Consider the following 25,489-nt stretch of genomic DNA (forward strand, 5'->3'; position numbering starts at 1 on the left):
GATGAGCAGGAAGCTGAAAGTGGCCATCATCGGGTCCGGCAATATCGGCACCGACCTGATGATCAAGGTGATGCGCAACTCGCAGCACCTGGAGATGGGTGCGATGGTGGGCGTGGACCCCGAGTCCGATGGTCTCGCGCGCGCGAGTCGACTGGGCGTGCCAGTCACGGCCGAAGGCATCGAGGGGTTGCTGAGGTTGCCGGTGTTCAAGGAGATCGACATCGCGTTCGATGCGACCTCGGCGGCAGCGCACAAGAAGCACGATGAGCTGCTGCGCAAACACGGTGTGCAGGTGATCGACCTGACGCCTGCTGCCATCGGTCCGTACGTGATCCCGTCGATCAATCTTGAGGAGGTCGACGCGGCGAACATCAACATGGTGACCTGCGGCGGTCAGGCCACGATCCCGATCGTGGCGGCGGTCTCGCGAGTGGCCAAGGTCCACTACGGTGAGATCGTGGCCTCCATCGCCAGCAAGTCTGCGGGCCCGGGAACCCGCGCCAACATCGACGAGTTCACCGAGACCACCCGTCTGGCGATCGAGAAACTGGGTGGCGCCGAGCGCGGCAAGGCTGTGATCGTGCTCAACCCCGCCGAGCCACCGCTGATCATGCGCGACACCGTGTTCGTGCTGTCCGCCGCAGCCGACAAGGCAGCCGTGGAGAAAAGCATCGAGGACATGGTGAAGGTGGTGCAAGGCTACGTGCCCGGCTACCGCCTGAAGCAGAAAGTGCAGTTCGAGGACATCCCCGAGAGCGCGCCGCTCAACGTGCCGAAGGTCGGGCTTCGCCATGGCCTCAAGACCTCGGTGTTCCTGGAAGTCGAGGGTGCGGCGCACTACCTGCCGGCCTATGCCGGCAATCTGGACATCATGACTTCTGCGGCCATGGCCTGTGGTGATCGCATCGCCCGCCGCCGCATCGAACAGAACGCCACGCGCGCAGATGGGAACGCAGCATGAACGGCAAGAAGCTCTACATCTCCGATGTGACCCTGCGCGATGGCAGTCACGCGATCCGCCATCAATACAGCATTCCTCAGGTGCGTGCCATTGCCGCGGCGCTCGATGCCGCTGGCGTGGACAGCATCGAGGTCGCTCATGGCGATGGCCTGGAAGGCTCCAGCTTCAACTATGGCTTCGGCGCCCACACCGATCTGGAGTGGATCTCCGCCGTCGCAGAAACGGTCAAGACGGCGCGTGTGGCGACGTTGCTGCTGCCGGGCATTGGCACCATTCACGATCTCCGCAATGCGTACGACGCTGGTGCACGCGTGGTGCGCGTGGCCACGCACTGCACCGAAGCGGACGTTTCCCGCCAGCACATTGAATATGCGCGGGAGCTCGGCATGGACACCGTGGGCTTCCTCATGATGAGCCACATGACGTCGCCTCAGGCGCTTGCGCAGCAGGCGAAGTTGATGGAGAGCTACGGCGCCACCTGCTGCTACGTGGTGGACTCCGGTGGCGCACTGGGCATGAACGATGTGCGCGACCGTTTCCGTGCTTTCAAGGACACGCTCAAGCCCGAGACGCAGACCGGCATGCACGCGCACCACAACCTGAGCCTGGGTGTGGCCAACAGCATCGTGGCGGTGGAAGAGGGCTGCGACCGCGTGGACGCGAGCCTGGCCGGCATGGGCGCGGGCGCGGGCAACGCGCCGCTGGAGGCGTTCATCGCTGCGGTGGACCGCCTGGGCTGGAACCACGGCTGTGATCTCTACCAGTTGATGGACGCGGCCGATGACATCGTGCGGCCACTGCAGGATCGCCCCGTTCGCGTGGATCGGGAAACTCTGGCGCTGGGTTATGCCGGTGTGTACTCGAGCTTCCTTCGCCATGCCGAGGTGGCCGCGAAGCGATACAGCCTGAAGACCGTGGACATCCTGGTCGAACTCGGCAAGCGCCGCATGGTGGGTGGTCAGGAAGACATGATCGTCGACGTGGCACTCGACTTGCTTAAATCAAAAGAGCAAACGTCCTGAACCACAACCCACAGACCTCACATGCTTGAACAACAAATCCTCAATGGCGTGATGCTGGGGAGCACCTACGCATTGATCGCCATCGGCTACACGCTGATCTTTGGTGTGCTTCATCTGGTGCACCTCGCACATGGCGAGGTGTTCATGGTGGGGGCCTTCGCGGGACTGATGGCCGTGAAGTTTGTGGGTGGTGACATCTTCGTGGCGCTTGCCTGTGGTCTGGTCGCCGCTGGTGCGGCCGGTGCTCTGGTGGAACTGCTCGCGATCCGGCCGCTGCGACGGCGCAAGAGTCACGCGCTGGCACCCATGATCAGCACCATCGGCATTGGCATCGTGTTGCAGGAACTGGTGGCGCGCTCGTTCGGCGCCGAGCAGGTGGGTTTCCCGCATCGGATGGAGTCCGCATCCTGGAGTCTCGGATCGGTCACCGTGTCGTCGGTGCAGTTGCTGATCCTCGGCGTGGCGGTGTTTCTGATGGTGGCGCTTCACCTGTTCGTGACGCGCACGAAAGTGGGCATGGCCATGCGGGCGACGGCAGAGAACACCATGATCGCGCACACACTCGGCATCCGTTCCGAGCGAATCGTGCTGCTCACTTTTGTCATTGCTTCAGCGCTGGGCGGTGTGGCAGGTGTTCTGGTGGGTTTGTCGTTCAACGCGATCTCGCCATTCATGGGCATCGACATGGGCATCAAGGGCCTGGCGGCGATGCTGCTGGGCGGCCTGGGCAACATCTACGGCGCCATGCTGGGCGGCCTGATCATCGGCATGGTCGAAGTGCTGAGCGTCGCGTACCTCGCGTCGTCGTACCGCGATGCCTTCGCCTTCATCATCATGATTGCGGTGCTGCTGCTGCGGCCGCGCGGCATCTTTGGCTCAACACGCCACGTGGAAGGTTGAACACCATGTTGGACCAGTACACCCAATCGGTGCTGATCTTCATGATGATCAACATCATCATGGCGCTCAGCCTGTACCTGCCGGTTTCCGCCGGTCTGCTGTCGCTCGGTCAGGGCGGCTTCATGGCGATCGGCGCCTACGCGTCGGCCTACCTCACGGTGAACTTCGCCTGGCCTTTCATCGCGGCGCTGGCGGTGGGATGTCTGCTCGCCGCGCTCGTTGGCGTGGCCGTCGGATTTCCCGCGTTGCGCATCAAGGGCGTCTACCTGATCATTCTGACCATGGGGTTCGGCGAGATCGTGCGGGTGTTCTTCCTGAACCTGGAGGCCACTGGCGCGGCATCGGGGCTCGGCGGCATACCGAGCTACACCACCTTGCCTGTGCTTGCCACGGTGGTCGTGGTGCTGCTGGCCTGCTTCTGGCAATTGCGCCGCTCGCGCATGGGCCGCGTCATCGCGGCGGTGCGAGAAGACGAACTGGCGGCCGAAATCATCGGCATCAATCTCACGCGCGTGAAGCTGGCGGTGTTCGGCATCGGCGGCGCGCTGGCGGGTCTGGCTGGCGGCTTCTACGCGCACTACGCCTCGTTCATCGACCCAGCGCAGTTCGGGTTCCACCGCTCGGCCGAGGTTTTCATCATGGTGCTGCTGGGTGGCATGGGCAACTTCATCGGTGCCACGGTGGGCGCCGTCACCGTGACGCTGCTGCCCGAGCTGCTGCGGTTCCTGCAGGACTGGCGCATGACCTTCTTCGGCTCCCTGCTGGTGGTGATGATGATCTTGCGTCCCTGGGGCCTGGTGGGAGCACGCCGGTGAACCTGCTTGAAGTGAGTGACCTGTCCAAGGCCTTTGGTGGCTATCACGCGGTCAGTGGTGTGAACATGGCCGTGCAGCAAGGCACGATCCACGCCGTGATCGGGCCCAATGGCGCGGGAAAGACCACGCTGTTCAACCTGGTGAGTGGCGTGCTGCCGCCCACCTCTGGCAGCGTGCGGCTCGAGGGCCGGGAGCTGACCGGTTTGCGTCCGGACCGCATCGCCCGCATGGGCCTGGTGCGCACCTTCCAGGGCGTTCGCCTGTTCGGTGCGCTGACGGTGCTTGAGAACGTGCAGGTCGGCCGCTACATCCGCACCGCCAGCGACCTGATGGCGATGTTGCTTCGCTTGCCGGGCCGTGAATCAAAACAGGAAGCGGCGACCCGGGAGAAGGCGATGGCATTGCTGGAGATGGTGGGCCTGGCGCGCCAGCACGATGCCGTTGCCGCAGACCTGGCGCTGGCCGACCAGCGTCGACTGGAAATTGCCCGTGCGCTGGCGACCGAACCGCGCCTGCTGCTGCTCGACGAACCGGTGGCGGGCATGAACCCGGTTGAAGTCGGCGAAGCCGCGCAGCTGATCGAGCGCATCCGCGACAGTGGCGTGACGGTGTTGCTGACCGAGCACCACATGAGCCTGGTGATGAAGATCTCGGATCGCATCACCGTGCTGAACCATGGCCAGAAGATTGCCGAAGGCAGCGCGCAGGAAGTGCGCGAGGATCCGCTGGTCTTGCAGGCCTACCTCGGCACCGAGGTGGAGGGGGCGGACTGATGTTGAAAGTACAGGACGTAGAAATCGCCTATGGCAAGGTGCGCGCGGTGCAGGGTGCCAATCTGGAGGTGCATGCGGGCGAGGTGGTGTCCCTGATCGGGTTGAACGGGGCGGGCAAGAGCTCGCTGCTGAGAGCGATCGCAGGCATCAATCGCCTGCAGGCGGGATCGATCACATTCCAGGGGAAATTGCTGCGCAACCTGACGGCACCAGAGGTGGCGCGCAGCGGCATCGCCATGGTGCTGGAGGGGCGATCCACCTTCAAGAACATGAGCGTGCGCGAGAACCTCGTGCTGGGCGGCTACATGCGCAACGACCGGGCTGGTTTCGATGCCGACCTCGAGCGGATGGTGGAACGCTTCCCGATCTTGAAAGAGCGTTTGAACCAGCCTGCCGGCACGCTGTCCGGCGGTGAGCAGCAGATGCTCGTGATCGCCCGCGCCTTGCTGACAAAGCCTTCGCTGCTGATGCTGGACGAGCCATCGCTGGGGCTGGCCCCGCTGATTGTTGCGGACATCTTCCGGCTGGTGCGTGAGCTCAACCGGGAAGGCATGACGATCCTGCTGGTGGAACAGAACGCGCACCAGGCGCTGAAGCTGTCGAACCGCGCCTATGTCATGGAGACCGGTCGCATCGTTCTGGAAGGTTCCGACCTCGCCAGCGACCCCCGGGTTCGCCAGGCGTACCTCGGCGTATGAAGGAACTCAAATGAACGACTGGAGCATCTGGAGTTTTGCGTATGCCATGGGCAAGCTCCCCTACGATTTTCTGAGCGGTTCTCCGGTCAGCAGCAACAAGGGCATCGTGCCGGTGCCGATGATCGTGACGCTGTTGAAGTCTGCGGAGGACGAGCTGATTCTCGTGGACACGGGATTTGCGGCTGGTGAGTCGATGACCGGCCGCAAGTTCGACGACTTCGTGCGCAGCGATGACCTGCTGCGGCGCTTTGGTACCGATCCGGCCGACATCCGCAAGCTGGTGCTGACGCACATGCATTTCGACCACGCCGGCAACCTCGACGCCTTTCCCAATGCGCGCATCTATCTGCAGCGCTATGAGTACGACGCCTGGAAAGCCGCGATCGCGGAGTTCGGTGGCCAACCGCAGTCGAAGGATCACTGGGCCTTCTCCTCGCTCAATGTCCCGGATTTCGAGGCGCTGGAACGCGCGATGGCGCAGGGTCGCGTGGAATTCCTCGACGGCGACGCCGAGGTGGCGCCGGGCGTGACCTGCCGCCTCGCTCGCGACACGCACACCTTTGGCAGCCAGTGGCTGGAAGTACAGACCCGCCACGGCCCCTACGCCCTGGCCGGGGACTGCTGCTACACCTTCTTCAACGTGGAACGGATGTGGCCACCCGGCTACACACAGGGCAACACCTTCAACATGATCCGCGAGTTCCAGCGGATGAAGGCCGTCGCCGGCGAGGACCTCAAGCGCCTCGTGCCCGGGCATGACATCGAGCTTTTCTCGCGATACCCGAGCGGCAAACGCGAAGGTACTGCGTTCATCGAGGTGGCGCTGGCCGAAGGCCACGCGTCGCTGCTTTAGCAAGCTCCCTTAGGAGATTCACCATGTCATTGAAAGCGAAATTCCTGCCCACCGTCCTTGCCGCTGGAGCGATGCTGGCCTGCAACGCCTGGGCCGATGTGAAGATCGGCGTGCTCATGCCCATGTCGGGCAAAGGCGCGTCGTATGGCCAGCACCAGGAGGTGGCCATGAAGATGGCGCTCCAGGAACTGGAGAAGACCGGTATCAAGGGCGAGAAGGTCAACCTGGTCGTGTACGACACGCGCGGCGAAAACGCCGAAGCGATCAGCCTGACGCGCAAGCTGATCCACAGCGACAAGGTGCTGGCGATCGTTGGCCCGTTCTTCAGCGGTGAGACCGAAGTGGCCTTCCCGATCGGTGTTCAGGGCAAGACCCCGATCATCACGGCGTCGGCTGCCAAGCCCGGCATCGCCACCCGGAATCGCCCCTGGGCTTTCCGCAACGCGCTCGCATCGGACCAGATGAACGGCCCGCTGGTGGATGCCTGGATCAAGCAGAACCCGAACGTGAAATCGGTCGTGATCCTCACCGACGTCAAGGACGCCTTCACCAAGATCGACGGCCAGACCGTGTTCCCGGCCGTGCTGCAGGCCAAGGGCATCAAGGTGCTGGAGAACATCTCCTTCCAGACGGCCGACATCGACTTCGCGGCGCAAGTCACCAAGGTCAAGCAGCTCAATCCCGATGGCATTGTCGTGGCGGGTCTGTACAACGAAGGCGGCAACGTCGTGCGCGAGATTCGCAAGCAGGGCCTGGCGCAGCCGGTGGTGGGCGCGCTGGGCATGTCCGAGCCGAAGTTCCTGGAAATCGCCGGACCTGCGTCCGAAGGCACCATGGTGGTGATGCCGTTCTGGCCCGACAACCCGGATCCGCGCATCGCGAGCTGGGTGAAGGATTACCGTGCCCGGGCCAACGTGACGCCGAACAACACCGATGCGCTGATGTACGACACGCTTCTGATGCTGCGACAGTGCATCGAAAGCACCAGCGTGAGCAACAAGGATGCCGATCTGGTCGCCGACCGCGAGAAGATCAGGGGCTGCGTGGAGAAGGTCTCGTACAACGGCATCACCGGCCCGATCCGCTTCAACGGCGATGGCGACGCTGTGTTGCAACCCACCGTGTTGCAGGCCAAGGGTGGCAAGTGGAGCTACCTGCCGACGCAGAAATGAGCGCCGGGGCCGCTTCCGCGCAGGTCGCCGATCTGCTGATCCACAACGCGGTCGTGCACACGGTTGACGCGAAGGACTCGGTCGCGCAGGCGATCGCGATCGGTGATGGCCGGATCCTCGCGGTGGGCACGCTGGCCGACGTCGAGCGCCATGGCGGTCCCGGCACGCGGCGCGTTGACCTCGACGGGCGGACCGTTGTGCCCGGCTTCGTGGACGCGCACCCGCACATGGACATGGTGGGCCTGAAGCTCACCAAGCCCGGGTTCAACAACCCCAGGCGCATGAGCGATATCCTGGACGTGATCGCCAGGGAAGTGGCCCGGCGCAAGCCGGGTGAGTGGATCATCTGCAACCCTGTGGCGAGTGAGCCGGAGGTGTTCGGCTACCCGGCGGCGCTGGAGGAAGGGCGTTGGCCGACGCGTCACGATCTGGACAGGGTTTCGCCCGACAACCCGGTGTACATCGAACCGCCGCAACTGGTTGCTCCTGGCCACGCCTTCGCCAACAGCATGGCCATCCAGCTGTGCGGCATCACGGGCAAGAGCTCGGTCGTCGAGGGGGTGGAGATCGATGTCGATTCGAACGGTGAACCCACCGGCATCTTCCGCGACATCAATTTCCCGAAGTGGTTGCCGGTGCGAGACGGCGCATTCCGCGCACAGGGCTCGTTGTTTCCCGCGATGCCCGAGCTCAGCGATGCCGAAACGCTCTCGGCGGTGGCTGCAGGCGCGAAGGCGTTCAACGAGGCGGGCATCACCGCGATTTACGAAGGTCATGGCATTCCCGCCGGGCCGCAGCGCGCCTACATGGATCTGTGGAGCCGGAAACAGCTTTCGGTGCGGACCTACTTCGTGGTGTCTTACCCGATTCCGTTCTACCGTGACCGCGAGAAGGGCAACGCACTGATCGAGCAGACCGCGCGCTATGCCGGCGGCAACGGGTTCGGGGATGACCTGCTCAAGTTCGGTGGCCTCGGGTTTTCATTCGACAGCGCGGCGGCCATGGGCGCGTGCCTGATGCGAGAGCCCTACAACGGCGCGGCCGGCAAACCATGGCTCGGCGTGCAACTCGCCGATGACGAAGCCTTCCGCGATATCGTGAAGCGCTGTGCAGCGGCGGGCCTGCGGGTGCAGGTGCAGTGTTCGGGTGGTGGCGCCATCGACAAGGTGCTGCGCACCTATGAGGACGTCGATCGTGAGATCCCGATCCAGGGTCGGCGCTGGACCATCCAGCACTGCCAGTTTCCGACCGCAGACAACATGACGACGTGCTCCCGGCTCGGCGTCTTGCCGACGACGACGACCAACTTCCTGTGGATGTATGGCTCGGTGTACCGAGAGGCGTTCGGCGAGCAGCTTGCCGAGCAGGCCATTCCGTTCAAGAGCTGGCTCGATGCCGGCGTGCCGGTGGCGCAGTCTTCCGACGGAAATCCGTTCGAGCCGATGTTTGCCTATTGGCAGTTGCTCGCGCGCCAGGACGCGGTGTCCAGCCAGCCATTGGGCCAGCCGGCCCAGGGGTTGACGCGCCAGGAGGCGCTGCGCGTCTACACCATCAACGGCGCACGCACCGCGTTCTGGGACGAGGTGACCGGGTCGATCGAACCTGGCAAGTACGCCGATCTGGCCATCCTGTCGGAAGACATCATGACCGTCGAAGAGAGCCGGATTCCGAAAACCCGCGTGCTCGCGACGCTGCTCGGTGGCAAGCCGGTTCACGACACAGGCCTTTTCAACTGACCCGAAACCGCGAAATTGCTCGGACGCTGAACGAGGGACCCGGACATGCAGGACATCACAGAACTCACCACCGCGTTGTTGCGGTCCGCGCTCGCCCTGGATGACCCTGCCCCTTCCACGGCAGTGACGAAGGAGGTGCAGGCGCTGTACCGCCGGGTGGACGAGGATGCACAGAGCCGCCTTGCGGCTTGTGTCGATGCCAACGGTGTCGAGCGCGCGTTGCGTTTCGCCGTCGCGGCGATCGAAGCAAGCCTGGCTGCGCAAGCGCTGGACGCCGCGCAAGAATGGCATGCCGGCGGCAACGTCGCTGCGGCGCGTGTCAACAGTGCGCTTGCTCGCCGGCAACTGCTGCGTGCCGCCGCCTCGCTGGACAAACCCTTGGTCAGCACGACGGGGCTCCCCAGCGGCGGACCCGAGCTGGCACTGCCGCAAGGCGCGGGTGTTCCGGCTCCGCGCGACAGCCTGGTCGAGCCCGGGGTGGACGTGAGCGCGCAGCGCAACATCGCGGCCTACCATCGCGAGCACGAGCGCTTCTACACGGCGTACCAGACCGAGGCGGCGCTCGACCTCTATCGGGAAGCCAACAAGCTGAAAGTGCTGGCCGGCGTCTGGCTGGACGCGCCCGGACCCGATTCACGCCCGAACGTGGACTACGCCAAGGAGCCTTACCACCCGGTGGGCTGCGTGGACCTCAATTCGCGCCACGCCATTGGCCACATCGGCGTGCTGTACATGGAAGGTCTCGACGAGACCGAGCCGAGCGAGCTGGTCGTGCTGAAAAACAAGTTGCGGGCCACCGCCATGGGCTCGGTGCGCGCGGGCCAATGGCTGGTGGACAAGATGTATGGCGCCTGGAAGCGCGAACAGCAGGTGTTCCTGACCCAGTCCGCCGAGTTGGGGGAAGCGCGCCTGAACACCATCGCGAGCAACTGGCGCGGTTCGCGGACGGTGCACCTGGCCGGCCGCGTGCTGTGGCTCGGCATGGAGCTGCTCGCACGACAGGACTTCTCACGAGAAGGCGTCCGGCGGGACCGCGAGGCAGCGGCCCGCATCGCCCTGAACGCCGCCTGGATCATCGCGATGGCCGGCCAGCTGCAGGCCACCTCCGGGCTGGAGATGGCGGAGAACGACCGGTCGTGGACCGCCTTCCTCGAAGGGCTGCCGACGGCTGCCCGCTAGAGGCCCGCAGCGCAGCCGTCGCGCCGAGGATCCGAGGCGCCAGCCCAGGTGTCATCCAGGCGCCAGACCAGCTGTCCACCGCCGAACTCGATCGATTCCGGTTCGGCGACTTCCACACGGTGCCCGTACGAAGCCAGCGCCGAGGCCACCTCGGCCGGCACGTGCGTTTCGAGCCGGATGCGCCCGTCGTTCTCGGCAATGCGCCAGCGCGGCGCGTCGAGCGCCGATTGTGGATTGGTACCGCGGTCCAGGAGTTCACTGGCGATCTGCACCTGGCCCTGCGGCTGCATGTCGGCACCCACCACGCCCAACGCGGCCAGAGGGCGGCCGTCGCGCAGCAGCATGGCCGGAATCGTGGTGTGGAACGGGCGCTTGCCGCCAGCCACATGATTCGGATGGGCTGGATCCAGCGAGAAGCCGGCGCCCCGGTTGAGCAGGCTGACCCCGACCTCTGGCACCACGACGCCCGAACCGAAGCCCTGGAAATTCGACTGGATGAAGGACACCAGCCGTCCTTGCGCATCGGCTGCAGCGATGTAGACCGTGTTGCCAGAGGGCAGTGGGCGCGCGACCCAGGTTTTCGCCCGCTGGAGGTCAATGTCGCGCGCACGCGCGGCGAGCACTGCGGGATCGAGCAGGTCGTCGATGCGCAACGGCATCACCGCAGGATCCGACACCCATCGGTAGACATCGGCAAAACCGATCTTCATGGCTTCGATCTGCAGGTGCATGCGCGTGGCCTGTGGCACGGAAGCGCCGAGATCGAAATGCGACAGCACCCCCAGCGCGATCTGCACGGCGATGCCCTGGCCATTTGGTGGCAGTTCCAGGACCTCGGCGCCCCGGTAGTCGAGCCGGGTGGGCTCCACCCAGTCGACGCGATGCGATGCGAGGTCGTCGAGCGTCAGTGCACCGCCGTGCGCCTTCGCATGCGCGGCCATTGCTTCGGCAATTTCCCCCTCATAGAAGGCGCGGCCTTCGGTCTCGGCAATGAGCGTGAGCGAGCGCGCCAGCGCGGGAAACCTGAACCGCGCGCCGATCCGTGGTGGCTGACCGCCTGGCAGGAAGGCGTCTGCGAAGCCGGGCTGCTTCGCCAGGCGCGGCGTCTGTGCGGCCCATTGCCGCGCGACCCGAGGCGTCACGGCGAAGCCTGCGGTCGCGTACCGGATGGCGGGAGCGAACAATTGATGCAGCGGCAGGCTGCCGTGGCGGCGCCAGAGCTCGACCCAGGCCGAGACCACGCCCGGCACCGTGACCGAGTCCCAGCCTTCGGTGGGCATGCGCTCGCGTCCGGCGAAACGCTGCGCGTTCCAGGCCTGCGGCGACCGACCGGACGCATTCAGCGCCGATACCGCGCTGCCGTCCCACAGCAGCGCGAACGCATCGCTCCCCAGTCCATTCATCACGGGCTCGACGACCGTCAGCGTCGCGGCCGCCGCGATCACCGCGTCGACTGCGTTGCCACCCTGCGCGAACGCCTGCACACCCGCTTGGGAAGCGAGCGGCTGCGAGGTCGCCACGAGGTTGTCGGCCAGCAGCGGCATGCGTTGCGAGGGATAGGGGAAATTCCAGTTCATGGGTGTTGTGCTGCGTCGTTTCCGCCGACGATGGTCATGTCCGGGACCAGCGCCGCAATGGCATCTGCGGGCATGGTCAGGGGATTGGCCGGGAGCACGATCATGTCGGCCAGCTTGCCGGGTTCGAGTGTGCCGCGGCGCGCTTCGTCGCCGCACAACCGTGCGCCATGGACGGTCGCGCAGCGCAATGCTTCCTCGCGTGAAATCTTCTGTGCCGGTGCGATCACTCGACCCGTCGCCCGATCGACGCGCTCGGTGGCCTGCCAGACGCAAGGCCACAGGCTGACCGGGACGTTGTCGCTCGCGAGGCTGACGTTCACCCCGGCGTCGAGCAGAGAGCGAATGGGGCAGATCTCGTTCTCACGTTCCGCTCCAATGCGGTTGAGCACCGCCGATGCACTGCGCCAGATGTACGCATTGGTGAGCGTCGTGACGTGGATGCCATGTTCGGCCATGCCGGCAACCTGCCGTGCATCCAGCGTGGCCGGATGGGCGATCACCCAGTCGAGTCCTGCGATCGGCATTTCGCGCGCGACCTCGAGGAACACGTCGGCCATGGCTGTCTGGATGGCGCAGACGCGCAGGCCCTCCCGAGCCGCCGCACTCAACAGTGCGCGCAACTGAGCTGGCGGCAACCCGGCGTCGTAGTGAAAGCCAGCCCAGCCGGTCTGCGGCGAACACAGTGCGCGCAGGCGCGCCTCTTGCGGATCGGCTGCGGGCTCGGCGTAGAGGCCCTGCAGCCGGACCCAGTCATCGCCCTGCGGGTCTGCGCGCAGCCGCTGCGCCTCCCCCGCGACCCACTGCGCGACGTCGGACACCGTTGCGCCGGTGAATGCCGGGCTCACCAGAAGGTGGGCACGCAGCGTGCTGCGGCCGGCATCGCGCGTCCTGCGCCACGCGTCGATCACTTCGCCTGCCACGCCGTGGCCTTCGAAGACACCGGTCGTGCCCGCCGCGTTGTAGGCACGCATGGAAGTCTCGAGCGTGCGCAGCCTGTCGTCGGCCGTGAAGTGCGGTGCGCGGCGGAACAGCGTGAATTCGGCCAGTGGCTGGAACGCGTGCTCGAAGAACCGGCCGGTGGGCTCGCCCGCTGCGTCTTGTTCGATCTCCAGCTTGGGCGAGGGCGAAGTGGTGGCCCGGCCGATGCCGGCCAGCCGCAACGCCGCGCTGTTCGCGATGGAAACCGTCGGCAGCGTCCCCGGCCAGTATCCCCACGCGCAGCGGATCAGGACGGGGTGGTCGCCGGTCGCGGCATCGAGGTCGTGGCGGTCCGGCAGCCGGCCTTCCGCGAACAGAGCGGGAGAGGCCCGGTATTCCGGCGGTTCGCCCAGCGGCATCGTGACGATCCAGCGCCCGTGCGGCGTCTGCTGTGCGATGTCCCGGATGCGTTCGATCACTTCGGCCACCGTGCGGCAGCCCGAGAGCGATGGAAGCAACCCCTTGAGCCCTTCGCGGTCTGCGTGCGCGTGTCCGTCGATCAGGCCGGGCATCAGGGTGCGGCCGCGCAGTTCGAGCACCTCGGTTGCAGGACCAATCAGGGTCGATACGTCACGATCATTGCCCACCGCAATGATCTCGCTGCCGCGCGTGGCCACCGCCGTGGTGGTGGCCCCACGGCCAGCGGCCATCGTCAGTACTTCGCCGCCACGAAACACCCGGTCGGCTGGCCGGCTGGTGTCGCCCGTCACGCGTTACTCGGGCTTGATGCCGGCGTCCTGGGTGATGCGGGAATACTTGGCCCAGTCCTCCTTGATGGTGGCGGCCAGTTCGGCAGGCGTTGAAGGCGTCACTTCAATGGAACTTTCCGTGATGCGCTGAATGACGCCAGGATCCGCCAGGGCAGCATGGATCGCCTGGTTCAACCGGTTCACGATCGGAGCCGGCGTTCCGGGCGGCGCCATCACGGCGTGCCAACCCTCCAGAACGAAGCCCGGAATGGTCTCGGCAATGATCGGAAGTTCCGGCAGCGGCATGCCGCGCTTGCGGCCGGTGAGGGCGATGGCGTTCGCCCTGCCCGCCTTGACCTGAGGCATGGCGGTGTTGAACAGGTCGATCATCACGTCCACCTGGCCACCGATCAGGTCGTTCATTGCCGGGCCGTTGCCCTTGTACTGCACGTGGGTGAAATCGGCCTTGGAGTGCGACTTGAACCACAGACATCCGAATCCCGGCAGGCCGCCGCCAGAGGCGCAGTTCACACCCTTCTTGCGTGCGACTTCAATCACCTCGCCCACCGTCTTCGCAGGAAACGAAGGGTTGGCAACCATCACATAGGCCTGCGAGGTGATCTTGGCCACAGGATCGAGGTCCTTCACCGGGTCCACCATGTTCTTGTACAGCAGCGGGTTGGTGACCACGTTGGGCACCACGTACAGAATGGTGTAGCCGTCCGGGGCCGCCTTGGAGCCCAGTTCGTGGCCGATGTTGGCGTTGCCTCCGGGTCGGTTGTCGATCACCACCGGCTGGCCCAGGTTCTCCTGCATCTTCGGTTGCATGGCGCGGGCAATGATGTCGGCCGGACCACCGGCCGTGTAGGGAACGATCCAGCGAATCGGCTTGCTGGGAAACGTCTGCGCCTGCAGCGCAGGCGATGCGGTCAGTGCCATGACGGCGGCCAGACCAAGCAGTACTCGAGGGCGGGGGAGGGTGAAGACCATGGAATATCCTTGGCGGATTGAAGATAATCGATTGTTGCATGATTATCGACAAAATGGATATGTCGAGCAACCCGCTGCGAGATCAGCCAGACTTCCTTTTCTCATCCCGCCGCACCGAGCCCATCCAGCGGTTGGCAGACACCTCCGGCGCCACGCCACGATCGGCCAGTTCGCGCGCGCGGCCGGTGAGCTTGCGCAGGCACTGCTCAAAGACTTCCCGCTCCGCGGCATCGAGGACTTCCACCAGCTCTGCGTTGATCTTCACGAGCAGGGGAAATATCTGTGCAAACAGGGCGTGCGCGGCTTCGGTGGCCTGCAGCACCGCGCGGCGACGGTCGGTCTCCAGTTCGACCCTCAGCACGAGTTGCTTGCCCATCAGGCTGGTGATGAGTCGGGAAGCTCGCGCGGACTCCATGTGAGCCCGTGTCGCCAGCTGGGTCGGTGACATCGCGCCATCCTCGACCAGGATCGCGAGCAGGCGCCACTCGGCGCGAGCGATACCGAATCCCCCTTCAAACAGCCGCAGTCCGGGCGCTCCACTCAAGGCGAACAGCGTCTTCAAGCGGTAGTTGAGAAGGTCGCGCTGGCCACGCGGTTGATCGATGCTGCCATCGGAGTTCATGGTTACCTGTTTTAAACAAATATCGGCTGCGTGGCTAGGATGCCCCCGAAATCAAGGACCAACGGAATGATGATTTTGGGTGTTGATATCGGTGGAACGTTCACGGACTTCGTGCTGCTGGACACGGCCACACGCCGGATCTGGACAGAGAAGCAACTGACCGATCCCGGTGCACCGGACCGTGTGGTGCTTGAGGGCACGCGAACGCTGCTCGCCCGATGCGGCATCGGCGCCAGCGACGTTGCCTATGTGGTGCACGGCACGACGCTGGTGACCAATGCGGTGATCGAGCGGCGCGGCAGCCCGACCTGGCTGATCACGACACGCGGCTTTCGCGACGTCATCGAGATCGGGCGCGAGAAGCGCTACGACATCTACGACCTTCGACTGAGCAACCCCAAGCCACTTGTCGAGCGCGCGCGCCGGCTGGAGCTGGATGAGCGAACCGACGCACAGGGCCAGGTGGTGCGGGAGCCTTCACGTGAAGCACTGCGGGTGCTGGTGTCGGATCTGCCAGAGGGTGAAAAGGCGATCGCCGTCGTGCTGCTGCATGCCTGGCGCAACCCCGCCAGCGAGCGGCAGGTGGGGGCGTGGCTGCGTGAAGTGCTCGGCGCCAACGCCGCGATTTCGCTCTCCTGCGATGTCTCTCCCGAAATGGGCGAGTACGAACGGACATCGACGACGCTGATCAATGCCTATGTGCAGCCGCTGGTGTCCAGCTACCTCGACCGGCTGGAGGGTGCGCTGGCCGAAATGGGCATCCAGGCACCCCCGCTGATGATGCTCTCGCACGGTGGGTTGGGGCGGTTCCGGCTGGCCAAGGAGCTGCCGGTGCGCATTCTCGAATCCGGTCCGGCGGGCGGTGCGGCCGTCGCTGCGTATGTCGCGGAGTCGCTTGGCATCGACCGCGCACTGGCCTTCGACATGGGTGGCACGACGGCAAAGATCTGCTTCATTGACGACTACCGGCCCGAGGTCGTGGCCGATGGCGAGGTTGCGCGGATGAACCGTTTCAAGAAGGGCAGCGGCCTGCCGGTGCGCGTCCCCATGGTGGATCTGATCGAGATCGGCGCCGGGGGCGGCAGCATCGCCGACTGCAATGCGCTGGGCATGCTCGCGGTTGGTCCGAGAAGCGCAGGGTCCACGCCCGGTCCGGCCTGCTACGGCCGTGGCGGTCAGTTGCCCACCGTGACGGACGCCAACCTGCTGCTGGGCTACTACGACCCACAGAATTTCCTGGGTGGTGAGATGGCGCTCGACGAGCGTGCCGCGCGTGCCGCGTTCTCTGGTCTCGCCGAGCGCGTGGGCAAGACCCTGACGGAAGTCGCGTGGGCCATCCAGGAGACCGTCAACCAGAACATGGTTCGAGCCGCCCAGCTCCATGCGTTCGACACCGCGCGGGAGCTGGCCGAGTACACCATGATCTGCTCCGGGGGGGCTGCGCCCGCGCATGCGTGCCGGGTGGCGCGTGAACTCGGCGTCCTCAAGGTGGTCGTGCCCACCGCGGCCGGCGTGGCCTCGTCGCTCGGGTTCCTGGTGGCACCGATGTCGATCGACTTGCGGCGCAGTGTGCTGACGCCCTTGTCGAACCTGGACCACGGGGCCATGGCCTCCGCCTGCGCATCCATGCGCGCCGAAGCAAGCGGCGCACTCGTCGACGTGGGCGTGGAAAGCGACGATGACAGCGTCGCGACCACGCTGTCGGTGGAGGCCAGATTCGTGGGTCAGGCGCATTCCCTCGTGCTCGATGTCGCAGAGAGCGATCTGGGCAATGTGTCCCATCTTCGGGAGGCGTTCCGGGCGAAGTACCTCCAGTCGTATGGCGACTGCCCTTCGCGCGCCGACATCGAGATCACCGCCTTGCGACTGCGAATGCAGAAGGAGGCGGACCGGCCGGCATCCGTGGCTCGGGAGCGCAGTGGAGACCGAAGGGCTGGGGCCGCCCGCCTGGCGTTCTTCCCGGAAACCGGGCTGGTCCTGACACCGGTTTGCGATCGGGATGCGCTGGAGGTGGGCGATCGCAGGGTCGGTCCGGTGATTGTGCAGGAGCGCGATACCACCATCGTCGTCCCTCCGGGCGCCGTGGCGCAGGTGGATGAGTCCGGCAACCTGATCATCGATCTCGGCAGCATGGAGGTGGGCGCATGAAACTCGACACACTGCAGCTTGGGCTGCACTGGAACCGCCTGGTGACCGTTGCCGACGAGATGACCAGCATCCTGGTGCGAACGGCATTCTCGACCGTGGTGAACCAGTCCCACGATTGCGCCTGCATGTTGCTCGACGGCCATGGCAATTCAATTGCACAGTCGTCACACGCGCTGCCTGCCTTCATGGGCACGATGCCGCACACCGCCAAGGAGATGCTGCGGCGCTTTGGGGCCACCCTGAAGCCCGGCGATGTCCTTGCCACCAACGACCCCTGGGTGGCGGGAGGGCATCTGCCCGACCTGACCGTGTTGCGCCCGGTGTTCATTGGGGGCGAGCTCGTCGCGATCACGGCCAGCACGGCCCATCTGCCCGACATCGGTGGCAAGGTGTGGTCGGCCGACTGCAACGAGGTCTTTGAAGAGGGCATGCGGATTCCGCCGATGAAACTCTTTGATGCGGGCGTGCGCAACGAAACGCTGTTCCACCTGATGCGAAGCAACGTGCGCAACCCCGACGACGTCGAGCACGATTTCATGGCCCAGGTCACCGCCACCGCATTTGGCGAGCGCAGGTTGCAGGAGCTTTTCACGCGCCATCCCGAACTCGACCTGGGGGCGCTGGCAGGCGAGATTCTGGCCCGCTCCGAGGCCGCCATGCGCCTGGCCATCGCTCGGCTGCCAGCGGGGATCTACCGACACGAGGTGGAGCTGGACGGGTTCGACGAGCCGTTGCTCATCAAGTGCAGCGTCACGGTGGAGGGTGATCGGCTGGCGATCGACTTCAGCGGGAGTTCGGCGCAGCAGCCCTTCGGCATCAACTCGGTTCTGCAGTACACGCAGGCCTACGCGAACTACGCGCTCAAGTGCCTGCTGAGTCCGGACTCCCCTTGCAACGAAGGCAGCTTCAGGCCGCTGCAGGTGTCTGCGCCACGCGGTTCGGTGCTCCATGCCTCGCCGCCGGCCGCGGTGGGCGGCCGTCACCTCACGGGCATGTTCGTGCCGTTCGCGATCTATGGAGCGCTGGCGCAGGCCAGCGAGCCACTCGCGGTGGGCGACAGTGGCCTGCCGGGAAGTCCCAACTTCACCCTGCAACAGTTCGGCGCCGACGGCGCTTCCCGAACCCTCAGCCAGTTCTATTCCAGCAATGGCGGGATGGGTGCGCGCTGGGGTCAGGACGGCATCTCCACCTGTTCCTTTCCGACCAACATCGCCAACGTGCCGGCCGAGGTCGTGGAGGCGCGTTCCGGCCTCGTCGTCGAATGCAAGATGCTCACGCCCGATTCCGGCGGCGCCGGACGCTGGCGGGGTGGCCTTGGTCAGACCTACGCCATCCGCGTGCCTGCCGATTACCAGGGCAATGTCTGGGTGTCGATGCTGTCCGACCGGACCGGGCACCCGGCGATGGGCCGTCTGGGTGGCCAGCCGGGCTCGCTGCGCACCAACACGCTCAATGGCACCACCCGGCTGCATCCCAAGAAACGAGTGCAGCTCGCGCCAGGTGATCTGCTGGAGACCTGCATGCCGGGTGGGGCGGGCGTGGGCCATCCCTCTGGGCGAAATCGCGCGGCCGTCATGGACGACCTGCACAACGGCTACATCTCGCCACGCGCAGCGGTCGAACAGTACGGCCTGTCGCCGGCCGAGGCTGGATGGGTTCCATGAGCGACAAGGCGCCATCCTTTCGCGCAGCGGGTACCCGACTCAGGGGCGCCCTTCGGCCCGAACTTTCGGCGGTGTGCTACCCGGTGCCCGACGACCGCATCTGGCGCGTGCTCGAAGGCGTGCACCGCTTCGACAAGGCCCATGTCGTGATGCTGGCCGAAGCCGGGATCCTCGACACGGCCGACGCAGCCGCATTGCTGCGCGCGTTGCTGGACCTTGAAGGCCGTGAAGGCGGTGTGGTGGCCGCGCGACTGAGCATCGGCGGGGGGAATCACTCCGGCGAGAAGCACCTCACCCAAACCTTGGGCGAAGGTGTCGCCGGTCGCATCCATGCGGGCAGGAGCAGCGGTGACATCAGTGCGGTGGCCAACCGGCTGACTCAGCAGCAAGGCCTGCGCGACACCCTGGCCCTGCTGATGCATCTGCGGCGCTCGGTGCTGGAGCGCGCCCGCCGTGACGCGAACGTGCTGGTGATGGGTTACAGCCACCTTCAGCATGCGCAGCCCGCAACCCTGGGGCACTACTGGTGCAGCTGGCTTTTCGGTCTGGAGCGCGACTTCGAGCGCCTGCGCGACCTCTACACCCGATTTCACTTCAGCCCTGCGGGCGCGGCCGTTCTGACGGGCTCGCGTTTCGACCTCAGGCCCGAGCGCACCGCGGAACTGCTGGGCTTTGTGCGTGTGTTCCAGAACTCGCGCGACGCCGGCTGGGCGGCCGATGCCTACCAGGAGGCCGCGGCGGTGCTGGCGATCCTGCTGGCCACCACGGGCCGGATCGCCGACGACCTGTACCTCTGGTCGACCGCAGAGTTCGGGATCGTGGAGATCGACGATGGCTTCTGCATCAACTCCAGCATCCTGCCGCAGAAGAAGAACCCGGTGGCCCTGGAGCACGTGCGCGGGGTCGGGCGCGTCGCGCTGGGCCGCATGGTGTCGGTGCAGGGGTCGTTCGCGAGCGCTTCCGACAGTGTGGTGTTCGAGCGGTACCTTGCGGTGGAGGAGCTCTGGCGCACCTTCGACGACGCCAGGGGCGCCCTTGAACTGCTGGCCGCCGTCCTCGATTCCCTGGAGGTCAGGCAGGACGCCGCACTGCGGGCGTTTCACGACAGCTGGTGCTGGACCTCCGATCTCGCCGCCGCGCTGGTGCTGGAGCACGGCCTGCCCTGGCGCACGGCGCAGCAGTCGGTGAGCGTGCTGGTGCGCCAGATGATGGATGGCGGTCGTGCTGCCGCATCGGTGACGGAAGCCGACGTGGTCCAGGCCTGCGCTAGCTACAGCGGGCAGACCGGACTCGAACTGCCCGTGGGCTTCGTGGACAGGGTGCGCGATCCACGCGCGATCGTCGAATCGCGCATCGTCGCGGGCGGCCCGGCCGCCAGTGACGTCGCGCGTCAGATCGAAGCCGCTGAATCGGCGCTGGAGCGCGACGCGCACACCGTCCAGGAATTCGATCATGCCGAGAAGACGGCGTGCCGAAAGTTGGGTGAAGCCGTGCAGGCTTTGCTGGATGTCCCCCTACCAGGAGTGCAAGCATGATGAAGAAACTGATTTCCGCCGTCATGGTGGTGGCCTTGTCTGTGGGTGTCGCCGTCGCACAGACATTCCCCGAACGCGAGATCCGCATCGTCACCGGGTTCCCTGCGGGCAGCGCGGCCGAAATTTCCCTGCGTGCGCTGGTGCGATCCGCCCAGAAGTTCGTCGACAAGCCGTTGATCATCGTCAACCGGCCGGGAGCCGGGCAGAGCATCGCCATGCAGGAACTGATGAATGCGCCCGCCGACGGCTACACGGTGGGCATGGTGACGGACACATTCCCCGGCATGACGTACCACCAGTACAAGCTGCGCTTTGAGGCGGAGGATATTCAACCGCTGGTGGGTTACGTGCAGTTCCGCCACGTGCTGTTCGTCAAGAGCGATTCACCGTACCGGAACTACGACGACTTCGTGACCCATGCGCGGCAGAGCCCGGTGACCTACGGTGGCACAGGCGTGGGCACGACCCCGGACATGCTGGGCAAGATCTTTGCCCGTGCGGCAGGCCTCAAGCTCGAATACATCTCCTTCCGGGGGAGCAATGAATACGTGCCTTCCGTGATGGGAGGCCACGTCGTCAGCGGCATTGTCGACATCTCTGGCGTGGCGAAACAGTTCGAACAGGGCACGCTGGCCGGCGTGGTGGTGTTCGGCAGTGAACGCCTGCCGGAGTTCCCGCAGATTCCCACCGTGGCCGAGAAGGGCATCAACGTGGACATGAGCATGTTCAACTCGGTGCTCACCATCGTGGCCAACCGGAGCGTGCCGGCCGACCGCACGCGCATGCTTCAGGACGCCTTCACCAAGGCCGCCAACGACCCCGAGTTCCGGGCAGCTGCAACCTCCGCCGGGCTGCATCCCGTGACCTTCGGACCCGAAACGCTTCAACGCAGGATCAACGCTGCGCGCGAGCTTTCAGTGCCGCTCATGAGGGAGATGAACCTGCTCGCGAAGTAGCCTCGAGGGCCCGGCATGGGCCCAACTCTTGCTTGGGAACGGGCATGTCCTGTTTCGTCCTGCCTCACTGCCTGGCTGACCGCCCGCGTCGCACGCCCCCAGGCCGGTGGGCGCGCGGGCGGATCCACGGTTGACAGCCGGCGCAGTCGCGTCTACATTCGGGCCATCAATCGATTGGAATATCGATAATCGATATTTATGGAAATTCATGCCAAAAGTTCTTGTTCAGTCCGAGAAGGCGCCGGTGACCGGCTTCACCGACAAATCCCGACCGTCGCCACTGGCCCAGGCCATCCGTGCGGGTGACTTTCTGTACGTCTCTGGCCAGGGCCCTCTGGATCCCGCCACGCGCGAAGTGGTGAGCGATGACATCGCGGCGCAGACCCGCCAGACGCTGTCGAACCTGAAGCATGTGCTGGAAGCGGGCGGCGCCAGTCTGGCGCAGGTGGTGAACATGCGGGTGTGCCTGCGCAACACCACCGACTTCCCGGCGTTCAACGAGGCATTTCGCGACTTTCTGGATGGCGAGAAGGTCACGCGGACCTGCACGGGGGGAACGCCTCACCGAACCGGCGTGCTCGTCGAAATCGACTGCGTGGCTTACCTTGGCTGACGACGTGGCATGCAGATCGATTCGCTTGAGGTCCTTGCTGTGAAGGCCACCATGGAAGCACCCTACCTTCAACTCCAGGGCATTCGCAAGAGCTTTGGCGAAGGCGACAACAGCACGCTGGCCATTGGCGGCGTGGACCTGGAGGTCCACCAAGGCGAGTTCCTGGGCATCATCGGCCCGTCGGGCTGCGGCAAGTCCACCCTGCTGCAGATTGCGGCTGGCCTGGCCACGCCCACCGAAGGCAGGGTCACGTTCGAGGGCCGCGATGTGACGGAGCCGCCCGCGGGCATCGTCTACCTGTTCCAGCAGTACGGCAAATCGCTGTTTCCGTGGCGCACGGTGATCGACAACGTGGCCTTTGCCATCGAGCACCGGCCCGGGATGACACGCCAGAAGGCGCGCGAGGAATGCCAGTGGTATCTGGAGGTGGTCGGTCTTGCCGACGCCGCGCGCAAGTATCCCTGGCAGCTGTCTGGCGGCATGCAGCAGCGTGTGACCATCGCCCGCGCACTGGCGGCCAAGCCCCGGGTGCTGCTGATGGACGAGCCCTTCAGCTCGGTCGATGCGCTCACGCGACTGGAACTGCACGCCCTGATCCTCGATCTGTGGCAGAAGCAACGCTTCACGGCGGTGCTGGTCACGCACGACGTGGACGAAGCGGTGTTTCTGGCCGATCGCGTGGCGGTGCTCTCGCGTCGACCGTCGACGATCGCAGAGGTGGTGGAAACCGAACTGCCGCGGCCGCGCGACAACCTCGCCACCCGCGAGCTGCCGCGGTTCATCGAGCTGCGCCACCACCTGCTGGAACAACTGCTGCGCCGCGACGCATGAAGACCCGTTCCAACAGGGGCCTGGATGCGGCCCTGGGGTTTTCCACCATCGTCGTGCTGCTGGTCGCGCTCGAAATGGCGGTGCGCGCGGGCGCCGTCAACGCTGCCATCGTGCCGCCGCCCAGCGTGATCCTGCAAAAGCTCGCGGACATCGTCATGGGTGCGAAGTTCCTGCAGCCGCTCGGCAAGACGCTGTACCTGCTGTTCGTGTCCTACATCATCGGCTGCACGCTGGCGGTCGCCGTCGGGCTGCTGATGGGCCGCTACCGGTTCGTCGATGGCCTGCTGGAGCCACTGGTCGAGTTCCTGCGGCCTTTGCCCAAACCGGCCCTGCTTCCGCCCCTGATGCTGTTTCTCGGCCTCGGTGACACCATGAAGATGACCGTGATCGCGCTCGGGGTGTTCTTCCCGGTGCTGATCAACACGGTTCAGGGTGTGCGGGGCACGGACCCGGTGTTGCTGGACGTGGGTCGCACCTTTGGCCACAAGGCGTCGGCGTCGATCTACAAGATCATCCTGCCCTCCGCGTTGCCCTTGATTCTTGCCGGCATGCGCGTGAGCCTGGGCCTGGGCCTCGTGCTGGTGATCGTTGCCGAGATGATGGCCGGCACCGGAGGCATTGGTTATCTCGTCATCGACATGCAGCGTTCATTCCGCAGTGCCGACATGTATGCGTGGATCGTGATCCTCGCCGTGCTGGGCTACGGGTTGAACGCGCTGTTCGTCCAGGCGGAGCGCCGCCTGATCCTGTGGTCTTTCTCCAGAGCTGAATAAGGAAACCTGAAATGTTCAACAAACCTCTTCATCGCCGTGACTTCGGCCTGGTTGCCGCCGCCGCCACGGTCGGCCTGGCCACGCCCGCATTTGCTCAGACGACCCGGCTGCGGGTGAGCACGATCCCCATCGTCGATACCGCGCCCCTGCAGGTGGGCATGGCCAAGGGATTCTTCACCGAGCAAGGCCTGGAGATCGACACCACCCCCACGGCGGGCGGTGCCGCCGGCCTGCCGGCGCTGGCCGCTGGCCAGGTGCAGATCACTTTCAGCAACATCATTTCCATCGTTCTGGGCGCCAAGCAGGGCCTGGGCTTCCAGGTGGTTGCCGCTGGCGCCGGCACGGGTGACACCCCGCCCGATCTGGCAGGCATCATCAGCATCAAGGGTGCGCCACTCAAGACCGGCAAGGACTTCGAGGGCAAGCGGATCGCCGTCAACACCCGCAACAACGTGATCTGGCTGTTCGCGCGCGAATGGGTGCGGGCCACCGGCGGCAACCCCGACAACGTCACCTTCCTCGAAGTGCCTTTCCCCCAGATGACCGACGCCGTGCGCGGCGGCCGCGTCGAGGGCGCTTTTGTGGTGGAGCCGTACCTGTCGAACAGCATCAATTCCGAGAACATGCAGCTGGTCGGCTGGCCCTACAACACGGTGATGAAACGGATCCCGGTGGGCATGTACGCCGCCACCAAGTCGTACATCGACCAGAACCCGCAAGTGATCGAGCGCTTCGTGCGCGGCTACAACAAGGCGGTCGACTGGACCAATGCCAACAAGACCACCGACGAGTGGATCAACATCGTCGCCGGCTACACCCGGCTGCCTGCAGACCGGATCAAGGGTCTGACGGTGCCACCGTTCGACAAGACGATCGATCCTGCCCGCATCGACATGGTGCAGGGCCTGATGCGCAACAACGCGCTGATCGATGCGCCGATGTCGTCCAGCGCACTGCTCTACCGCACCGCCACGACGCTGGTGAGCTGATCGGCAAGAAAAAGGAGACCTCTCATGACCCCCCATCCGCTGCGCCGCCACGCCCTGAAGTTGTTTGCCGGTGCACTCCTTGCTGCCGGATGTCTGTCCACCGCGCTGGGGCAGACCACCAAGCTTCGCGTCAGCACCATTCCGATCATTGACACGGCGCCGCTGCAGGTCGCCATGGCCAAGGGCTTCTTCACCGCCGAAGGCCTGGAGATCGATACCACGCCCTCGGCGGGGGGCGCGGCGGGCCTGCCTGCCGTCGCCGCCGGCCAGGTGCAGATTGCCTTCAGCAACATCATCTCCATCGTCCTGGGCGCCAAGCAGGGCCTGGGTTTTGAGATCATTGCCGCCGGCAGTGGCACGGGTGACACCGCGCCCGACATGGGTGGCCTGATCGCCAACAAGGGCACGGCGATCAAGACCGGCAAGGACCTCGAAGGCAAGCGCCTGGCGGTCAACACCCGCAATGCCGTGGGCTGGCTCTACGCGCGCGAATGGATGCGTGCCACCGGTGGCAACCCGGACAGCGTGACCTTTGTCGAGGTGCCATTCCCGCAGATGTCCGATGCCGTGCGCGGCAACCGCGCCGACGCGGCCTTTGTGATGGACCCGTACATGTCGGCCGCCGTGGCTGCCGAGAACATGGAAGTGATCGGCTGGCCGTTCAACGCCGTGCAGAAGCGTGTGCCGGTGGCGCAGTACGCGGCCAACAAGACCTATATCCAGCAGAACCCGGCGGTGATCGAGAAGTTCGTGCGTGCCTACAACAAGGGTGTGGACTGGGCCAACGCCAACAAGGGCAGCGACGAGTGGTTGCGCATCGTCTCCGGCTACACCCGGCTGGCACCGGAGAAGGTCAAGGACCTTGTGCTGCCGCCCTTCGAGAAGACGGTGGATCCGGCGGCGGTGGAGACGGTGGTGGGCCTGATGCGCAGGAACGGCTTGCTGGATGGCGCGTTCGACGCGAAGTCGGTGCTGCACAAGACGGCCACGGCGCGTTGAGAAGGGAATGCCCGGC

General features: G+C 65.4%; 23 protein-coding genes. 19 read left to right on the plus strand and 4 right to left on the minus strand.

The window, feature by feature from the left end:
* Window position 1 precedes the first annotated feature (1 nt).
* From ACTIF6_RS14880 to ACTIF6_RS14925, 10 genes are read left to right on the plus strand one after another with little or no spacing between them, the layout of a single operon-like run.
* Entirely contained in the window at window positions 2-961 is a 960-nt protein-coding gene (locus tag ACTIF6_RS14880) for an acetaldehyde dehydrogenase (acetylating) (RefSeq protein ID WP_439588699.1), read from the plus strand.
* Window positions 958-1,983, plus strand: a complete 1,026-nt coding sequence (gene dmpG / locus ACTIF6_RS14885) for a 4-hydroxy-2-oxovalerate aldolase (protein ID WP_439588700.1) — start codon at window positions 958-960, stop codon at window positions 1,981-1,983. The genes ACTIF6_RS14880 and dmpG overlap by 4 nt, the downstream gene beginning before the upstream one ends.
* Window positions 1,984-2,004: 21 nt before the next feature.
* Window positions 2,005-2,883, plus strand: coding sequence for a branched-chain amino acid ABC transporter permease (locus ACTIF6_RS14890; RefSeq protein ID WP_439588701.1), 879 nt, complete (start codon window positions 2,005-2,007; stop codon window positions 2,881-2,883).
* A 5-nt stretch (window positions 2,884-2,888) separates the two neighbouring features.
* Window positions 2,889-3,698 (plus strand): branched-chain amino acid ABC transporter permease, encoded by an 810-nt coding sequence (locus ACTIF6_RS14895; RefSeq protein WP_439588702.1) that lies wholly within the window; start codon window positions 2,889-2,891, stop codon window positions 3,696-3,698.
* Complete coding sequence (locus ACTIF6_RS14900; protein ID WP_439588703.1) at window positions 3,695-4,471, plus strand: ABC transporter ATP-binding protein; 777 nt, start codon at window positions 3,695-3,697, stop codon at window positions 4,469-4,471. Before ACTIF6_RS14895 ends, ACTIF6_RS14900 begins: the two co-directional genes overlap by 4 nt.
* Entirely contained in the window at window positions 4,471-5,169 is a 699-nt protein-coding gene (locus ACTIF6_RS14905) for an ABC transporter ATP-binding protein (protein ID WP_439588704.1), read from the plus strand. Before ACTIF6_RS14900 ends, ACTIF6_RS14905 begins: the two co-directional genes overlap by 1 nt.
* A gap of 10 nt (window positions 5,170-5,179) precedes the next feature.
* The gene (locus ACTIF6_RS14910) at window positions 5,180-6,022 is read left to right on the plus strand and encodes an N-acyl homoserine lactonase family protein (protein ID WP_439588705.1); all 843 of its coding nucleotides are present in this window, start codon (window positions 5,180-5,182) and stop codon (window positions 6,020-6,022) included.
* Between the two features lie 23 nt (window positions 6,023-6,045).
* The gene (locus tag ACTIF6_RS14915) at window positions 6,046-7,194 is read left to right on the plus strand and encodes an ABC transporter substrate-binding protein (protein WP_439588706.1); all 1,149 of its coding nucleotides are present in this window, start codon (window positions 6,046-6,048) and stop codon (window positions 7,192-7,194) included.
* Entirely contained in the window at window positions 7,191-8,930 is a 1,740-nt protein-coding gene (locus tag ACTIF6_RS14920) for an amidohydrolase (RefSeq protein ID WP_439588707.1), read from the plus strand. Before ACTIF6_RS14915 ends, ACTIF6_RS14920 begins: the two co-directional genes overlap by 4 nt.
* 45 nt (window positions 8,931-8,975) lie before the next feature.
* Window positions 8,976-10,109: a hypothetical protein gene (locus ACTIF6_RS14925; RefSeq protein ID WP_439588708.1), complete on the plus strand. Its 1,134-nt coding sequence runs from the start codon at window positions 8,976-8,978 to the stop codon at window positions 10,107-10,109.
* On the opposite strand, the gene ACTIF6_RS14930 is transcribed toward ACTIF6_RS14925, so the two are convergent.
* The 4 genes from ACTIF6_RS14930 to ACTIF6_RS14945 form a co-directional block, all read right to left on the minus strand.
* The gene (locus ACTIF6_RS14930; RefSeq protein WP_439588709.1) at window positions 10,106-11,686 is read right to left on the minus strand and encodes a gamma-glutamyltransferase family protein; all 1,581 of its coding nucleotides are present in this window, start codon (window positions 11,684-11,686) and stop codon (window positions 10,106-10,108) included. The genes ACTIF6_RS14925 and ACTIF6_RS14930 overlap by 4 nt on opposite strands.
* Window positions 11,683-13,374, minus strand: coding sequence for an amidohydrolase (locus ACTIF6_RS14935; RefSeq protein ID WP_439588710.1), 1,692 nt, complete (start codon window positions 13,372-13,374; stop codon window positions 11,683-11,685). The genes ACTIF6_RS14930 and ACTIF6_RS14935 overlap by 4 nt, the downstream gene beginning before the upstream one ends.
* Before the next feature lie 3 nt (window positions 13,375-13,377).
* On the minus strand, window positions 13,378-14,343 hold the full coding sequence (locus ACTIF6_RS14940; RefSeq protein ID WP_439588711.1) for a Bug family tripartite tricarboxylate transporter substrate binding protein: 966 nt from the start codon (window positions 14,341-14,343) through the stop codon (window positions 13,378-13,380).
* An 82-nt stretch (window positions 14,344-14,425) separates the two neighbouring features.
* Window positions 14,426-14,965 (minus strand): MarR family winged helix-turn-helix transcriptional regulator, encoded by a 540-nt coding sequence (locus tag ACTIF6_RS14945; protein ID WP_439588712.1) that lies wholly within the window; start codon window positions 14,963-14,965, stop codon window positions 14,426-14,428.
* A 66-nt stretch (window positions 14,966-15,031) separates the two neighbouring features.
* Here ACTIF6_RS14945 and ACTIF6_RS14950 point away from each other — a divergent pair, with 66 nt between their 5' ends.
* The 9 genes from ACTIF6_RS14950 (at window position 15,032) to ACTIF6_RS14990 (ending at window position 25,473) form a co-directional block, all read left to right on the plus strand.
* On the plus strand, window positions 15,032-17,113 hold the full coding sequence (locus tag ACTIF6_RS14950) for a hydantoinase/oxoprolinase family protein (RefSeq protein ID WP_439588713.1): 2,082 nt from the start codon (window positions 15,032-15,034) through the stop codon (window positions 17,111-17,113).
* Window positions 17,110-18,777, plus strand: coding sequence for a hydantoinase B/oxoprolinase family protein (locus tag ACTIF6_RS14955; RefSeq protein ID WP_439588714.1), 1,668 nt, complete (start codon window positions 17,110-17,112; stop codon window positions 18,775-18,777). Before ACTIF6_RS14950 ends, ACTIF6_RS14955 begins: the two co-directional genes overlap by 4 nt.
* On the plus strand, window positions 18,774-20,312 hold the full coding sequence (locus tag ACTIF6_RS14960) for a lyase family protein (protein ID WP_439588715.1): 1,539 nt from the start codon (window positions 18,774-18,776) through the stop codon (window positions 20,310-20,312). Before ACTIF6_RS14955 ends, ACTIF6_RS14960 begins: the two co-directional genes overlap by 4 nt.
* Window positions 20,309-21,268 carry a Bug family tripartite tricarboxylate transporter substrate binding protein gene (locus ACTIF6_RS14965; RefSeq protein WP_439588716.1) on the plus strand — a complete coding sequence of 320 codons (960 nt, stop codon included), beginning with the start codon at window positions 20,309-20,311 and terminating at the stop codon, window positions 21,266-21,268. The genes ACTIF6_RS14960 and ACTIF6_RS14965 overlap by 4 nt, the downstream gene beginning before the upstream one ends.
* 208 nt (window positions 21,269-21,476) lie before the next feature.
* Entirely contained in the window at window positions 21,477-21,881 is a 405-nt protein-coding gene (locus ACTIF6_RS14970) for a RidA family protein (protein ID WP_439588717.1), read from the plus strand.
* Window positions 21,882-21,890: 9 nt separating this feature from the next.
* Window positions 21,891-22,712 (plus strand): ABC transporter ATP-binding protein, encoded by an 822-nt coding sequence (locus ACTIF6_RS14975; protein WP_439588718.1) that lies wholly within the window; start codon window positions 21,891-21,893, stop codon window positions 22,710-22,712.
* The gene (locus ACTIF6_RS14980) at window positions 22,709-23,485 is read left to right on the plus strand and encodes an ABC transporter permease (RefSeq protein ID WP_439588719.1); all 777 of its coding nucleotides are present in this window, start codon (window positions 22,709-22,711) and stop codon (window positions 23,483-23,485) included. The genes ACTIF6_RS14975 and ACTIF6_RS14980 overlap by 4 nt, the downstream gene beginning before the upstream one ends.
* An 11-nt stretch (window positions 23,486-23,496) precedes the next feature.
* Complete coding sequence (locus ACTIF6_RS14985) at window positions 23,497-24,474, plus strand: ABC transporter substrate-binding protein (RefSeq protein ID WP_439588720.1); 978 nt, start codon at window positions 23,497-23,499, stop codon at window positions 24,472-24,474.
* A gap of 24 nt (window positions 24,475-24,498) precedes the next feature.
* Complete coding sequence (locus ACTIF6_RS14990; protein WP_439588721.1) at window positions 24,499-25,473, plus strand: ABC transporter substrate-binding protein; 975 nt, start codon at window positions 24,499-24,501, stop codon at window positions 25,471-25,473.
* Window positions 25,474-25,489: the final 16 nt, after the last annotated feature.

Source organism: Hydrogenophaga sp., from assembly GCF_051860785.1.
In the GTDB taxonomy this organism is placed as follows: domain Bacteria; phylum Pseudomonadota; class Gammaproteobacteria; order Burkholderiales; family Burkholderiaceae_C; genus Hydrogenophaga.